This window comes from Streptomyces canus, from assembly GCF_030816965.1.
Classification (GTDB): domain Bacteria; phylum Actinomycetota; class Actinomycetes; order Streptomycetales; family Streptomycetaceae; genus Streptomyces; species Streptomyces canus_E.
Genome location: NZ_JAUSYQ010000002.1, coordinates 9,369,747 through 9,383,207, shown reverse-complemented (window position 1 = coordinate 9,383,207; position 13,461 = coordinate 9,369,747). Strand labels below are relative to the sequence as shown.

The 13,461-nt window shown below is 68.9% G+C and carries 11 protein-coding genes and 1 pseudogene; 5 read left to right on the top strand and 7 right to left on the bottom strand.

From position 1 onward, the window contains the following. Nucleotides 1–54 precede the first annotated feature (54 nt). Together QF027_RS43795 and QF027_RS43790 are read right to left on the bottom strand one after the other, a co-directional pair. Nucleotides 55–522: a MarR family winged helix-turn-helix transcriptional regulator gene (locus tag QF027_RS43795; protein WP_306973302.1), complete on the bottom strand. Its 468-nt coding sequence runs from the start codon at nt 520–522 to the stop codon at nt 55–57. Nucleotides 523–578: 56 nt separating this feature from the next. After that, nucleotides 579–2,024, bottom strand: a complete 1,446-nt coding sequence (locus tag QF027_RS43790) for a GH1 family beta-glucosidase (protein ID WP_307081017.1) — start codon at nt 2,022–2,024, stop codon at nt 579–581. Between the two features lie 167 nt (nt 2,025–2,191). Between QF027_RS43790 and QF027_RS43785 the strand changes: the two genes are divergently transcribed. Continuing rightward, nucleotides 2,192–3,733, top strand: coding sequence for a glycoside hydrolase family 43 protein (locus QF027_RS43785; RefSeq protein WP_307081015.1), 1,542 nt, complete (start codon nt 2,192–2,194; stop codon nt 3,731–3,733). 15 nt (nt 3,734–3,748) lie between these two features. On the opposite strand, the gene QF027_RS43780 is transcribed toward QF027_RS43785, so the two are convergent. The 3 genes from QF027_RS43780 to QF027_RS43770 form a co-directional block, all read right to left on the bottom strand. Then, on the bottom strand, nt 3,749–4,720 hold the full coding sequence (locus tag QF027_RS43780) for an aldo/keto reductase (protein WP_307081013.1): 972 nt from the start codon (nt 4,718–4,720) through the stop codon (nt 3,749–3,751). Between the two features lie 61 nt (nt 4,721–4,781). Further along, a complete protein-coding gene (locus QF027_RS43775; protein WP_306973306.1) occupies nt 4,782–5,798 on the bottom strand; it encodes a LacI family DNA-binding transcriptional regulator in 1,017 nt (338 codons plus the stop codon). Between the two features lie 114 nt (nt 5,799–5,912). Next, a complete protein-coding gene (locus QF027_RS43770) occupies nt 5,913–7,565 on the bottom strand; it encodes an NAD-dependent malic enzyme (RefSeq protein ID WP_307081011.1) in 1,653 nt (550 codons plus the stop codon). A 259-nt stretch (nt 7,566–7,824) separates the two neighbouring features. On the opposite strand from QF027_RS43770, the gene QF027_RS43765 reads away from it, so the two are divergent. After that, nucleotides 7,825–8,937: a lipid II:glycine glycyltransferase FemX gene (locus QF027_RS43765; protein WP_307081009.1), complete on the top strand. Its 1,113-nt coding sequence runs from the start codon at nt 7,825–7,827 to the stop codon at nt 8,935–8,937. A gap of 155 nt (nt 8,938–9,092) precedes the next feature. Here QF027_RS43765 and QF027_RS50060 read toward each other — a convergent pair. Beyond that, nucleotides 9,093–9,239, bottom strand: a pseudogene (locus QF027_RS50060) (UPF0104 family protein); the annotation flags it as partial. A gap of 50 nt (nt 9,240–9,289) precedes the next feature. Then, nucleotides 9,290–10,633, bottom strand: a complete 1,344-nt coding sequence (locus QF027_RS43755; protein ID WP_307081005.1) for a UDP-N-acetylmuramoyl-tripeptide--D-alanyl-D-alanine ligase — start codon at nt 10,631–10,633, stop codon at nt 9,290–9,292. A gap of 209 nt (nt 10,634–10,842) precedes the next feature. Between QF027_RS43755 and vanH the strand changes: the two genes are divergently transcribed. Genes vanH through vanX form a run of 3 tightly spaced genes read left to right on the top strand, consistent with a single transcriptional unit; the run spans nt 10,843 to nt 13,461 of the window. After that, on the top strand, nt 10,843–11,823 hold the full coding sequence (gene vanH, locus QF027_RS43750) for a D-lactate dehydrogenase VanH (RefSeq protein ID WP_307081003.1): 981 nt from the start codon (nt 10,843–10,845) through the stop codon (nt 11,821–11,823). Then, nucleotides 11,816–12,856, top strand: coding sequence for a D-alanine--(R)-lactate ligase VanA-Sc (vanA-Sc, locus tag QF027_RS43745; protein ID WP_307081001.1), 1,041 nt, complete (start codon nt 11,816–11,818; stop codon nt 12,854–12,856). Before vanH ends, vanA-Sc begins: the two co-directional genes overlap by 8 nt. Continuing rightward, a complete protein-coding gene (vanX, locus tag QF027_RS43740; RefSeq protein ID WP_307080999.1) occupies nt 12,853–13,461 on the top strand; it encodes a D-Ala-D-Ala dipeptidase VanX in 609 nt (202 codons plus the stop codon). The genes vanA-Sc and vanX overlap by 4 nt, the downstream gene beginning before the upstream one ends.

Sequence of the window (13,461 nt, the reverse complement as noted above, 5' to 3'; positions counted from 1 at the left end):
TCCTCATCCAGGTCGGCGGGCAACCGGTCAAGCACCCTCCGGCAGACCGGGCCGTCAGGACGGGTCCTCGTCCAGTTTGCCGATGACGCGCTCGGAGACCTCGGCCAGGACCCGCAGTTCGGCCGGGGTGACATGGTCCATGAACAGTTCACGTACCGCCTCGACATGACGCGGGGCAGCCGCCTCGACCGCCGCCCGGCCGGCGTCCGTGATCACTACGAAGGCGCCCCGAGCGTCCTCGAGGCAGTCCTCCCGGACCACCATCCCCCGCCCCGCCATCCGCGCGATGTGGTGGGACATCCGGCTCTTCTCCCACTCCAGCGCCCGGCCCAGATCCTGGTACCGCTGTCGTCCCTCCGGGGTGTCCGTCAGATGGACCAGCACCGCGAAGTCGGCCGGCGACACATGGGACTCCGACTGCAGCAGGCGTCCGAGGCGCCCGCCGAGCCGCTCATGCAACCGGACGAAGGCACGCCACGCGCGCTGTTCCTCCGGTGTCAGCCATCGCACCGTCTCTGCCATGGAGAAAGTGTAAACGTAGTTGACACTTCACCCAATGGTCCGGGTCCCGTGTCGGGTCAGCCCAGCTGGGTCCCCGGCAGCGGAATGCTTCCCGTCGTCGCCAGTTCCCGGTACCACAGGGCGCTGTCCTTGAGCGTGCGCCGCTGGGTGTCGTAGTCGACGTGGACGATGCCGAAGCGCTTCGAGTAGCCGTATCCCCACTCGAAGTTGTCCATCAGGGACCACACGAAGTACCCGCGCAGATCGACGCCGGCGGTGAGGGCTCGATGAGCGGCGACGAAGTGGCGGTGGAGGTAGTCGATGCGCTGCGGGTCGTGGACGGCGTGGCTGCCGTCGGGGCCGGTGGAGAGGTGGTCCTCGAAGGCCGCTCCGTTCTCGGTGATGACCAGAGGCTGGTCCGGGAACCGGGCGTGCAGGTCCAGGAGGAGTTCCTCGAGCCCGTCGGGGTCGATGTTCCAGCCCATGGCGGTGTGCGGGCCCTCCTGTGCGACGAACTCGACGTGGGTCGAGCCGGGCCAGGGGGACCCGCCCATGTCCTTGTGCCCGTCGTTGTTCTGACGTGGAGTCACGCCCTCCCAGAGGCGGACGGTGGTGGTGGCGTAGTAGTTGACGCCGAGCAGGTCCAGGGGCTGGTGGATCCGGTCGAGGTCACCGTCCCGCACGAACGCCCAATCGGTGACGGCCGCGGTGTCCTCGATGAGGTCCTGCGGGTAGTGGCCGCGCAACAGGGGTTCGGTGAAAGCCCGGTTGGCCAGCGCGTCGATGCGCCGTACGGCCTCGTCGGCACCCTCGCCCTCGCCCCTCAGGACATGGAAGTTGAGCGTGACCGAGTACTGCGGGTCATTGGTGGTGACCGCCCTGAGCTGCTGAACGGCCAGCCCGTGGGCGAGGTTGAGGTGGTGGACCGCGGTCAGCGCCGCGGCGCCGTCGCTGCGGCCGGGAGCGTGGGCTCCGGCGCCGTAGCCGAGGTAGGCGGAGCACCACGGTTCGTTCAGCGTGGTCCAGATCGCGACGCGGTCGCCGAGCGCTTCACCGACCACACGGGCGTAGTCGGCGAAAGCGTACGCGGTCTCACGGTTCGTCCAGCCGCCCTCGTCCTCCAGGGCTTGGGGCAGGTCCCAGTGGTAGAGGGTCGCGACCGGCGTGATGTCCCTCTGGAGCAGGCCGTCGACCAGGCGGCTGTAGAAGTCCAGCCCCTTGGGATGGGCCGGGCCGCGGCCCGTGGGCTGGATGCGCGGCCAGGCTATGGAGAACCGGTAGGCCTTCAGGCCCAGGGACGCCATGAGGTCGAGGTCTTCGTCGAGGCGGTGGTAGTGATCGGCGGCCACGTCACCGGTGTCGCCGTTCCACGTCTTGCCCGGCGTGTGGGAGTAGGTGTCCCAGATGGAGGGGCCGCGCCCGTCCTCGTCGGCGGCACCCTCGATCTGGTAGGCGGCGGTCGCGGAGCCGAGGAGGAAGTCGGCGGGGAACGTCAGCTGCTGGGTGTTCGCGGCAGTGGGCATGCACGTCTCTCCGTTGTCGTGGCTGATGGCCCGGGCTCCGGCGGATCAGACGGGTCGGCGTCCCGCGGCGGCCGTCGGTCACCCTGGCGATGTTAACGTTAACAAGCAGCCCGGGCCCCTGTCCCGCCCCCGTTCATTCCCTTCCCGTCCGACTCGGAGTGCGCCCCGTGCCGACCTTCTCCAACCCCGTTCTCGCCGGTAGTCACCCCGACCCCTCGATCTGCCGGGTCGGGGAGGACTTCTACCTGGTCACGTCGTCGTTCGCGTACTACCCCGGGATCCCGGTCCTCCACAGCCGCGACCTGGTGGACTGGCAGCCGCTCGGACACGTGGTGGACCGCCCGTCCCAGGTGTCGCTGACCGGGCTCGACGTCTCGGACGGCCTCTGGGCCGCGACCATCCGCCATCACGAAGGCACCTTCTACGTGGTCGTGGCCCTGGCGAGGGGCCGCCAGGGCAGCACCACCTACCTCTTCACGGCGTCCGACCCCGCCGGTCCCTGGTCCGACCCCGTCGTCCTGGAGGCGGAGGGCATCGACCCGTCACTGTTCTTCGACGACGACGGCCGTTGCTGGTTCACCGCCTGCCGCGACGCCGCCGAGCCGGAGGTGACGGGCCCCGGCGAGCTGTGGATGCGCGAACTCGACCTGGACAGGCTGGCGTTGACCGGGCCGACCCATGCGCTGTGGTACGGCGCGATGCGCGGCGCCTGGGTGGAGGCACCCCATCTGTACAAGCGCGACGGGGTCTATCACCTGATCGGCGCGGAGGGCGGAACCGGGCGTCATCACGCCGTGACCGCAGCCCGCGCCGACGCCGTCACCGGCCCCTACTCCACCGACCCCAGGAGCCCGCTGCTCACTCACCGCCACCGCGGGGCGGCAGAGCCGATCCACCACGTCGGCCACGTCGACCTCGTCGACACGCCCGCCGGGGAGACCTGGGCCGTCGCTCTCGGGGTACGGCTGCTCGACGGCACGCACACGCTCGGCCGCGAGGTGTTCCTCGTCCCGGTCGAATGGACCGCCGACGGGCCGGTGTTCGCGCCGGACACGGGGCGGGTGAGGCTGTCGGAGCGGTTGCCGGCGGGGGTCGGCGCGGGGGCCGTGGCTCCGGTCGGGCCGGTGCGGGACGACTTCGGCGGCACAGCGCTCGGCCCGCAGTGGAGCAGCCTGCGCGGACCGGTCGGCCATCTCGTCTCGCCCGGACCCGGGGAGGCAGGCCTGACCATCCGCCTCTCCCCCGAGCCCCTCACCGGTACGGGCACCCCTGCGTTCGTCGCATGCCGTCAGCAGCATCTCCGTGTGCGCGCCAGGGCCCGGGTCCGCTTCACCGCCACCGCTCCGACCCAGGAAGCTGGGCTGGTCGTCTTCCAGCACTCGCATCACGCCACCCTCGCGCTGACCGCCGACTCCTCCGGTACCCCGCACGTCGTACTCACCGCCCACGAGTCGGGCTCCCCCAACCGGGTCGGGGCCGTCGCCGTGGCATCCGACGAGGTGGTCCTCGTGGTCGACAGCGACGAGTCCGGCTACACCTTCCACGTCGAGGACGGCGCCCGGACGACTCTGGGCAGCATCGAGCGGCCCTTCTTCAGCACCGAACGCGCCGGCGGGTTCGTCGGGGTCCACCTCGGCCTGTACGGCGTCGGCGGCGCCGATGCGGGCGAGGCGCACGTGTACTGGTTCGAGTACGCCCCGGTCCGCTGACGCCGCTCGCGGGGATCAGCCGTAGAAGTTCTTCGCCCAGCGGTGCTTGGTCAGCACGGCGAGTTCCCGTTCGCTCAGCGGTGGCGCGTCGGCGATCGCCGCGTTGCGTTCCACGTTCCCGAGGGAACGCATTCCGACGATGACCGTGGAGACCGCCCGCCCTGCGAGAGCGAACCGCAGGGCGGTGGACGGGAGTTCCTCGGCGGCGCTGCCCAGGTCGGCGAGGATCGCGTCGACATGCTGCTCGACCTGGGCGGGCCGATCGTCCCTGAAGTACCAGTTGCGCCAGTCGCCTTCGGGGAAGGTGACTCCCGTGCGGATCGCTCCGGTGAGGGCGCCTTCGTCGAGGGCGACACGGACGATCACGCCGACGCCGTACTCCTCGCAGGCCGGCAACAGTGCGTCGCGCGGGGCCTGTTCGAAGACGTTGTAGATGACCTGGACGGTGTCCAGAACTCCGGTACGCAGCACCGTGAGCACGTTCTCGGGCTGGTGGTCCTTGACGGAGATCCCGAAGTACCTGATCTTGCCCTCCCGCTTGAGGGCGTCCACCGTCTCCAGCCAGTCACCGCGGCCGGTCCACTCGTCCTCCCAGGTGTGCAGCTGGAGGAGGTCGACGTGATCGCGGCCGAGTTCGCGCAGGCTGGTCTCCAGGCTCTCCCGCAGGTGCGCGCCCGGGAACGCCTCCATGGGGTCGAGTCCGCTCGGCGACAAGGAGACGGGCACCTTCGGCCCGACCTTCGTCGCCACGTGTACGCCCTCCCCGCCGCCGGGGAGCTCCTTGAGCGCACGGCCGATGACGCGCTCACTGCGGTCGTAGGCCCGGGCGGTGTCGATGAAGGTGACACCCAGATCGAGGGCGCGGCGCAGGGCGCGGACGCCGGAGTCGTCGTCGGCGCCGACCCAGGCGCCCTGGCCCAGTCCCCAGGCGCCGTAGCCGATCTCGGACACGGTCAGGCCGGTGCGGCCCAGTTCCCGATAACGCATGTGCTGTTCGTACTCCCCTGATGAGGCCCCCGGGTGAGGGCTGTCGAAACGGTGGCGGGCTTCAGGACCCGGAGCGAGGCGCGGCGGTGCTTCGCCGTACGACGAGTTCCGGCGTGATCTTCTGCCGTTCCGCCCGCTCCCCGCCCAGCATCCGCACCAGCTGCTCGATGGCGGTCCTGCCGAGGTGGGCGAAGTCCTGCCGGACCGTGGTCAGAGCGGGGACCAGGTATCCGGCGCCCTTCATGTCGTCGAAGCCGACGAGGGAGACGTCCTGCGGTACCTTCACGCCCCGCTCGGCGAAGGCGGCCAGCGCTCCCATCGCCATCTGGTCGTTCCCGGCGAAGACCGCGGTGGGCAGGCCGGTGTCGGCGTCGCAGAGCTCGTGGGCCAGGCGGAATCCGCTCTCCGCACTGAAGTCGCCTTCCAGCAGGGCTCCTTCGGCTTCCGCCGCGGCGAGTTCGGCCTCCCAGCCGTCGACACGTGCCCGGGCGTCGAAGGTACGCAGCGCACCGGTCAGATGGGCGATGTCCCGGTGTCCGAGGCCCAGGAGGTGGCGAACCGCGAGACGGGCGCCGAGTTCCTGGTCGACCTCGACGAAGCCCAGATCGGGGTTGGAGGCGCTGCCGGACATCACCACCGTCACCGGCACCCCGGAGGAAAGGCCGGACAACGCCTCCACCACGACGGGCCGGTCCGCCACGACCGCGATCGCCTCCACCGACTGGTCGGTGAGCCGTCGCAGTGTCTCCATGAGGTCGGCGGAGGTGCTCTCGCCCTGTCTGCTGGCCAGGCTCACCCAGTAACCGGCCTGCTTGGCGGCCGTCTCGACGCCCAGGAGGATACGCGGCAGCTCGAACAGTTCCGACCCGACGATCACCACGCCGATCGTCGAGGAACGCCGGCTCTTGAGGGCCCTGGCGACACTGTTGCGGCGGTAGCCCAGCTTCTGGATCGCGGCCTCGACCCGGGTGCGGGTCTCCGGACGGACCGAAGGATGGCCGTTGATGACACGGGAGACGGTGATGTGTGAGACGCCGGCCTCCCGGGCCACGTCCATCATGCCTGGCGGCCGGTCCATGTCACTCGTCCTCTGCCTTCAACCCCAGCAGGCCTCGCGCCCACCGCAGATCCTGTCACAGGCCCGGAGGGCTGCCAGGTCCGCGGCCGCGCGGCCCGATGCGGCAGCGGCATGTCAGGACGCGTACTGCGGTGCCCACTGTGTCGTCGCGATCGTTTCGCGCAGCTGGTCCTCCGTGGCGTCGGGGGCCACGCCGTCCTCGACTGCGGCCAGCGCGACGGCCAGGGCGATCTCGCGGGCCGCCTCCCGCATGCTCGCCAGGGGAGGCAGCAGCGGGGTCGCCCCGTCCACCCCCGCCCGTACCGCGCACTCCCCCACCGCGCGCGCCGCCGCCACCATCATGCGGTCGGTCACGCGGGTGGCCCGGCAGGCGGTGACCGCCAGGCCCACTGCGGGGAAGACGTAGACGTTGTTGGCCTGCGCCACCGGCACCTCGCGCCCGTCCAGCTTCAGCGGCGGGAAGGGCGAGCCGGCCGCGATCAGGGCCCTGCCGTCGGTCCAGCGGGCGAGGTCGGCGGGCTCGGCCTCGGCGTTCGAGGTCGGGTTGGACAGCGGCAGGATCACCGGCCGGTCACAGCCGTCGGCCATCGTCCGCACGATCTGTTCGGTGAACGCGCCGTGCGCCGTGGACAGCCCGATCAGCACCGTCGGCTGCACCTCGGCGACGACCCCCGCCAGGTCGCGCGCACCCCACTGCCGTACCTCCGCGTCATCGCGCGCGTAGATGCGCTGCTCGGCTGTGAGGTCGGTGCGGGAGCGCACCAGCAGGCCGTCGATGTCGACGAACCAGAAGCGGTCGGCCGCCTGCTGTGGGGACAGTCCTTCCTCCACGAGTGCGGTGCGGATCATGTCGGCGACCCCGATCGCCGCCGAGCCGGCGCCCAGGACCACGATGCGGTGGTCGGTCAGGGACGTTGTGGCGACCTTCGTGGCGGTGGACAGCGCGCCCAGCGCCACGGCCGCGGTGCCCTGGATGTCGTCGTTGAAGGTCAGCAGCCGGTCCTGGTAGCGGCCCAGGATCGGACGGGCGTGGGCGGTCGCGAAGTCCTCCCACTGCAGCAGGGTCCCGGGCAGTTCGGCCTCCACGGCCGAGACGAACGCCTCGATCATCTCGTCGTAGGCGTCCCCGGTGACGCGGTGGCGCCGGCGGCCCAGGTAGTGCTCGCCGGCCAGCAGCTGCTCGTTGTCGGTGCCGGCATCCAGGAAGACCGGCAGGGTGCGCGCCGGGTGGATGCCGCCGATGGCGGTGTACAGGCTGAGCTTGCCGATCGGGATGCCCATGCCGCCCACCCCCTGGTCGCCCAGGCCCAGGATGCGCTGACCGTCGGTGACGACGATGACGTCGACCTCCCCACCGGGCCGGTTGCGCAGGATCTCCCGGAAGCGGTGGCGGTCCTCGTACGTCAGGAACAGACCACGCGGCCTGCGGTAGATCTCACTGAAACGCCGGCACGCCTCGCCGACCGTCGGCGTGTAGACGACCGGCAGCATCTCCTCCAGATGCCGCGTGAGCAGGCTGTAGAACAGCACCTCGTTGGTGTCCTGCAACTGCCGAAGGTAGATGTGCCGGTTGAGCGGCTTGTCGTAGCCGAGGAAAGCCTCGTACGCCCGGTCCGCCTGCTCATCGAGGGTCTCCAGCGCCGGTGGCAGCAGCCCGTCCAGGCCGAGTTCGGCACGCTCCTCGGGGCTGAAGGCGGTGCCCTTGTTCCGCAGTGGATCGGCGAGCAGGGCCGCTCCATGGGCACGGGCCAGGCTGTGCGCTGTCATGACGTTCCTCAGATCGACGGGCTTCAGGGGCGGGGAGGTTACGGAGGTTGGCGCGCGCCAGATCCAGCATCTTGCCGACGCCTCCGTTCCCATCAGGGTCCCGCCTTCCCCGTCCCCGGACATCGAAATCACCTGTGGGTCGGCCGAGCCGGCACATATCGTCGGCGTATCCAAAACCGCATACGGGTCGGCAACACCCCGCTGCCTTGACTGGAGACATGTCCTACAGCGAAACAGGCACAGGAACCGAGATCGCCCGGTGAGGCTGACCGTCGGGCCGATCAGCGCAGCCGAACATCTGGCGTTCGTGCGGACACAGCGGTCGGTCAGCTTCCTGCAGACCCCGGCATGGGGCCGGGTGAAGACCGAGTGGCGCAGTGAGTCCCTCGGCTGGTTCGACGGCGTGCGGCTGGTCGGTGCCGGGCTCGTCCTGCACCGACCGGTGCCGCGGCTGGAGCGCTTCACGCTGGCCTATCTGCCCGAGGGGCCGGTCATCGACTGGAGTGGTGAGATCGACGCGTGGCTCGACCCACTGGCGTCCTATCTCAAGGCACACGGCGCGTTCGCCATCCGGCTCGGCCCGCCGGTGCGCACGAACACCTGGAGCGCCGACCAGGTCAAGGAGGGCATCGCCGACCCGGGCATCAAGCGGCTCACCGAGTTGTCCGCCCAGTGGACCGACCCCGTCGGTGCCCGCGTGACCAGCCGGCTGACGGACGCCGGCTGGCTTCCGCAGAGCCCCGAGGACGGCTTCGGAGTCGGGCATCCGCAGTTCAGGTACGAGATCCCGCTGGCCGGCAGAACTGAGGACGAGGTGCTCAGGGGCATGAACCAGCTCTGGCGCCGCAACATCAAGAAGGCGGCCAAGGAAGGAGTCGAGGTCACGGTCGCAGCGGACGTGAAGGCGTTCCATGATCTCTACGTCCACACCGCCCAGCGGGACCGCTTCACACCCCGGCCGCTGCGCTACTTCGAAACGATGTTCGCGGTGCTGAGCGCGGAGGATCCCGAGCGGATCAGGCTCTACCTCGCCCGTCACCAAGGCGACCTGGTCGCCGCGACCGTCCTGGTCCGCGTCGGCGGGCATGCGTGGTACTCCTACGGCGCCTCCTCCACCGAGAAGCGCGAGGTGCGCGGCTCCAACGCCTGCCAGTGGGCGATGATCCGCGACTCGCTGGCGGCCGGCTGTGACGTCTATGACCTGCGCGGCATCACCCCCACCCTGGACGCCGACGACCCGCATGTCGGACTGATCCAGTTCAAGGTGGGCACCGGCGGTCGGGCGGTGAGGTACGTCGGTGAGTGGGACCTGCCACTGCGGCCGCTGGTCCACCGGGCCTTCGACCTCTACATGAAGCGGCGCGGGCGATGAGTCCGGATCCGGTAGCGGTCACTGGGGGCGCGGCTACGAGCTCGGCTCGGTGTCGGCGTACGAGTGACCTGGGCGAGCACGGGCCCCGGGGCCGGCTCGGCCTTGGGTCGGCACGCCGAACGCCCGACGGCCCGACGCCCGGCACGCTCGCGGTCGGCGATCGGCCTGATCAGCGCGCACAGGGCGAGCGAGGCGGTGGCGCGGCCCAGCGGGATGCCCTGCCCCTGGAGCGCAGGGCCGGTGACGGCGTGTGCGCCGAGGCTCGCCGGTAGCACGTGGTTGGCCGCGCCGGCGGCGAACGGCGGCCACGACCGGCGGTCGCGCGGCAGGTGCTCCACGCCGTCTCCCGCCACTACGCGAGCGCGGCGGCGACCTCGTCGAGGCGCGCTCCGCGGGAGGCCTTGACGAGGACCACATCGCCGGCGGCGATGTGACCGCGCAGCCAGTCGACCGCCGCGGCGTTGTCGGCCAGCACCACCGCCCGCTCCCCCGCGCCGTCGGCGATCGACCGGGCGGACTCGCCGACCACGACGACCACTTCGGCCCGGGAGGCGGCGTACTCCCCGACGGCGCGGTGCTGGGCCGCACTGTCGTCGCCGAGTTCGAGCATCTCGCCGAGAACGGCGATGCGGCGCCCGCCCTCGATCGCCGCCAGCGCGTCCAGTGCTGCGCGGGTCGAGTCGGGGTTGGCGTTGTAGGAGTCGTTGAGCAGGCTTGCGCCACCGGCGAGGTCGCGCAGTTCCAGGCGCCACGGTGACAGCGAGGCGGTCGCCAGTGCCGCCGTGGCCACGTCGAGGGGTACGCCGGCCGCCAGCCCCGCGGCCGCGGCAGCCGACGCGTTGAGCGCCTGGTGGGTGCCCACGAGTGGCAGCGCGACGGGTGCCGAGGCGTCGGCGGTCCGCAGCGTGAAGGACGGCCGGCCGAGCCGGTCCAGCGTCAGGTCGGTCACGCGCAGGTCGGCGTGCTCCGCCCGGCCGAAGGTGACTACCGGGCCGTCCGTGAGCGAGCGCATCGCCGCCACCCGGGGGTCGTCTGCGTTGAGGACGGCGGTGCCGCCCGGTGCCAGCCCCTGGATCAGCTCGCCCTTGGTCCGGGCGATGGCCGCGCGGGACCCGAACTCGCCGAGGTGGGCCTGGCCGACGTTGAGAACGACGGCGATGTCGGGTGCGACCAGGCCCGTGAGCGCGGCGATGTCTCCGATGTGGCGGGCTCCCATCTCGAGGACGAGGAACCTGGTGGCCGCGTCGGCGCGCAGCATGGTGAGCGGCACGCCGAGCTCGTTGTTGAGCGAGCCGATCGTGGCGGTCGTCGGCGAGGTGCTCGAAAGCAGGGCCGCCAGCAGGTCCTTGGTGCCGGTCTTGCCCTGGGAGCCGGTCAGTCCGACAACGGTCAGCCCGTCGCGCAGCCGGGCCACGACGTGGGCGGCGAGTGCCTGCAGCGCGGCTCGGGCGTCGTCGACGACGACGGTGGGCAGCGACGTGGGCCGGGAGCCGAGCACGGCCACCGCGCCTGTCCGGCCGGCTTGGCCGACGTAGTCGTGACCGTCGGCATGTTCGCCGGCGAAGGCGACGAAGAGGCCGCCCGGCTCGGCCTGTCTGCCATCGAGCACGGCCGGCGCGGTCACCGTCACGGAGCCGTCGCCCTCGACCCTGCCGCCGACGACCGCGGCTATCTCGCTGACGCCGAGCGGGATCACGGCAGGGCGCCGCGGGGGCTGACGGAGGCTGGTTCGCTATAGGTCATGCCTCCAGTCAAGGTGGCGCGGTGTTGCCGGCGCGTATGTGGTTTTCGATACGGCGACGATACGTTACCTGTGAGTATTGGTCCGGTCCCATCGGGGACATATCTTCGGCATATCAAGAACCGCATACGCGCCGGCAACACCCCACTGCCTTGACTTGAGGCATGACCTACAGCGAACCGGCAACGGGGATCACCATCTATGGATGCGGCCAGGACGAGGCTCTTTTGTTCCGCGAGATGGCGCCCCGTTTCGGTGTCGTACCGATCATCACGGAGGACGCGATATCCGAAGCCAATGTTTCACTGGCCTTCGGAAACCAGTGCATCAGCGTAGGCCATAAAACCCGGATCACCCCTCCCACTCTTCTTGCACTCGGGCAAGCCGGCGTGACGTACATCTCCACACGGAGTATCGGCTGCAACCACATCGACGTGCACTACGCGGCCAGCATCGGCATTTCAGTCGAAAACGTCACCTATTCGCCCGACAGCGTCGCTGACTACACGCTCATGCTGATGCTGATGGCGATACGGAACGCGAAATCAACTGTCCTCCGCGCGAACGAGCACGATTACCGGTTGAACGATGTGCGCGGAAAGGAACTGCGCGACCTCACCGTCGGGGTTGTCGGAACAGGACGCATCGGCACAGCAGTCGTGGACAGGCTGCGGGGTTTCGGCTGTCGAACACTGGCGCACGACAGACGCCCGAAGACTGCTGCCGACCATGTTCCTCTCGATGAGTTGCTGCAGCTGAGTGACATCGTCACGCTCCATGCTCCGCTCACCCCGGACACGTACCACCTCCTCGATCAACAGCGTATAGAGCGGCTGAAGCACGGGGCGTTCGTCATCAATACCGGACGCGGCCCACTGCTCGACACCGAGGCCCTGGTACTCGCACTGGAAAGCGGCCGGTTGGGCGGTGCGGCGTTGGATGTCATCGAAGGAGAGGAAGGCATATTCTACGCCGACTGCAGAAACAAGCCCCTCGAAAGCAAGCTGCTGCTGCGTCTGCAAAACCTTCCGAATGTACTCATCAGTCCGCACACCGCCTACTACACGGATCACGCCCTGCGTGACACGGTCGAAACCTCGATCACCAACTGCCTGAAATTCGAGAACAGGAGTCAGCATGGCTAAGTTGAAGGTCGGAATCATATTCGGGGGTCGCTCCGAAGAGCACAGTGTCTCCGTCAAGTCGGCGCAGGAGGTCGCACGGAACCTCGATCCCGAGAAGTATGAACCGTTCTATGTCGGGATCACGAAGAGCGGCGCTTGGCAGCTCTGTTACGGCCCTGACCCGCAGTGGGAGAACGGCGGGTGCCGTTCCGTCGCCCTGTCACCGGACAGAAGCGTGCACGGACTGCTCATTCTGGAGCAGGGGCGATACGAAACGATCCGCTTGGACGTCGTGTTTCCCGTGCTGCACGGCAGGCTCGGTGAGGACGGTGCGATACAGGGCCTGCTGGAAATCTCCGGCATCCCCTACGTGGGCTGCGATGTCCGAAGCTCCGCCCTGTGCATGGACAAATCCCTTGCCTACCTCGTCGCCAGAAACGCGGGTATCGCCACGCCGAAATTCTGGACCGTCACGGCGGACGAGAGCGTTGACCCCGACCAGCTTGTCTATCCTGTTTTCGTGAAGCCGGCCCGTTCAGGGTCGTCCTTCGGCGTCAGCAAGGTATCCCGAAAAGAGGAGCTGCTGAGCGCTGTCGAAAGCGCAGGACGGTACGATTCGAAGGTCCTGATCGAAGAGGCTGTCGTCGGCAGCGAGATCGGATGCGCCGTCCTGGGGGACGATCTGGATCTGGTCGTGGGCGAGGTGGACCGGATCGCTCTCTCGCACGGCTTCTTCAGAATCCATCAGGAGTCAGAGCCTGAAAGCGGCTCCGAAAACTCGACACCGATCGTTCCCGCCGATATTCCGGCAGAGTCGCGATCACTTGTTCAGGAGAGCGCAAAAGCCGTGTACCGCGCCTTGGGGTGCAGGGGGCTCTCTCGGGTGGACATGTTCCTCAAGGAGGATGGCGAAGTGATCCTCAACGAGGTCAACACCCTGCCCGGTATGACCTCGTACAGCCGTTATCCCAGAATGATGGCCGCCGCGGGGTTGCCGCTCGCCGAAGTGATCGACCGGGTGGTGTCGCTGGCATTGGCGGGGAAAAGCGGATGAAGGATGATTTCGTCTTCGTCGACGAATTCGTACCCGGAATACGCTGGGATGCGAAGTACGCCACCTGGGACAACTTCACCGGCAAACCGGTGGACGGCTACCTGGCAAATCGAATAGTCGGCACGAGGACCATGTGTGCGACCCTGGAAAGGGCGCAGGAAAAGGCCGAGTCCCTCGGTTTCGGTCTGCTCCTGTGGGACGGTTACCGCCCGCAACGCGCCGTGGACTGCTTTCTGCGCTGGTCACAGCAGCCGGAGGACGGCCGGACAAAGCCACGGCACTATCCGAACATCGACAGAGCCGAGATGTTCGACATGGGGTACGTGGCCGTCAAATCCGGCCACAGCCGGGGAAGTACCGTTGACTTGACGCTGTATCACCTGGCGACCGGCGAACTCGTCCCCATGGGCGGTGGCCATGATCTGATGGATTCCATCTCGCATCATGGGGCAAGAGGGATCACGCCGGACGAAGCGACAAACCGTCACCGGCTGCGCTCCCTCATGGACGCCTGCGGTTTCAGCTCGTACGCCTGCGAGTGGTGGCACTACACACTGAAGGACGAGCCCTATCCGGACACCTATTTCGACTTTCCCGTCGGATAG

Coding starts and splice junctions, on each gene's coding strand:
- vanH (WP_307081003.1), top strand. CDS start 10,843: ATGACCTACAGCGAACCGGCAACGGGGATCACCATCTATGGATGCGGC.
- QF027_RS43795 (WP_306973302.1), bottom strand. CDS start 522: ATGGCAGAGACGGTGCGATGGCTGACACCGGAGGAACAGCGCGCGTGG.
- vanX (WP_307080999.1), top strand. CDS start 12,853: ATGAAGGATGATTTCGTCTTCGTCGACGAATTCGTACCCGGAATACGC.
- QF027_RS43775 (WP_306973306.1), bottom strand. CDS start 5,798: ATGGACCGGCCGCCAGGCATGATGGACGTGGCCCGGGAGGCCGGCGTC.
- QF027_RS43790 (WP_307081017.1), bottom strand. CDS start 2,024: ATGCCCACTGCCGCGAACACCCAGCAGCTGACGTTCCCCGCCGACTTC.
- vanA-Sc (WP_307081001.1), top strand. CDS start 11,816: ATGGCTAAGTTGAAGGTCGGAATCATATTCGGGGGTCGCTCCGAAGAG.
- QF027_RS43770 (WP_307081011.1), bottom strand. CDS start 7,565: ATGACAGCGCACAGCCTGGCCCGTGCCCATGGAGCGGCCCTGCTCGCC.
- QF027_RS43780 (WP_307081013.1), bottom strand. CDS start 4,720: ATGCGTTATCGGGAACTGGGCCGCACCGGCCTGACCGTGTCCGAGATC.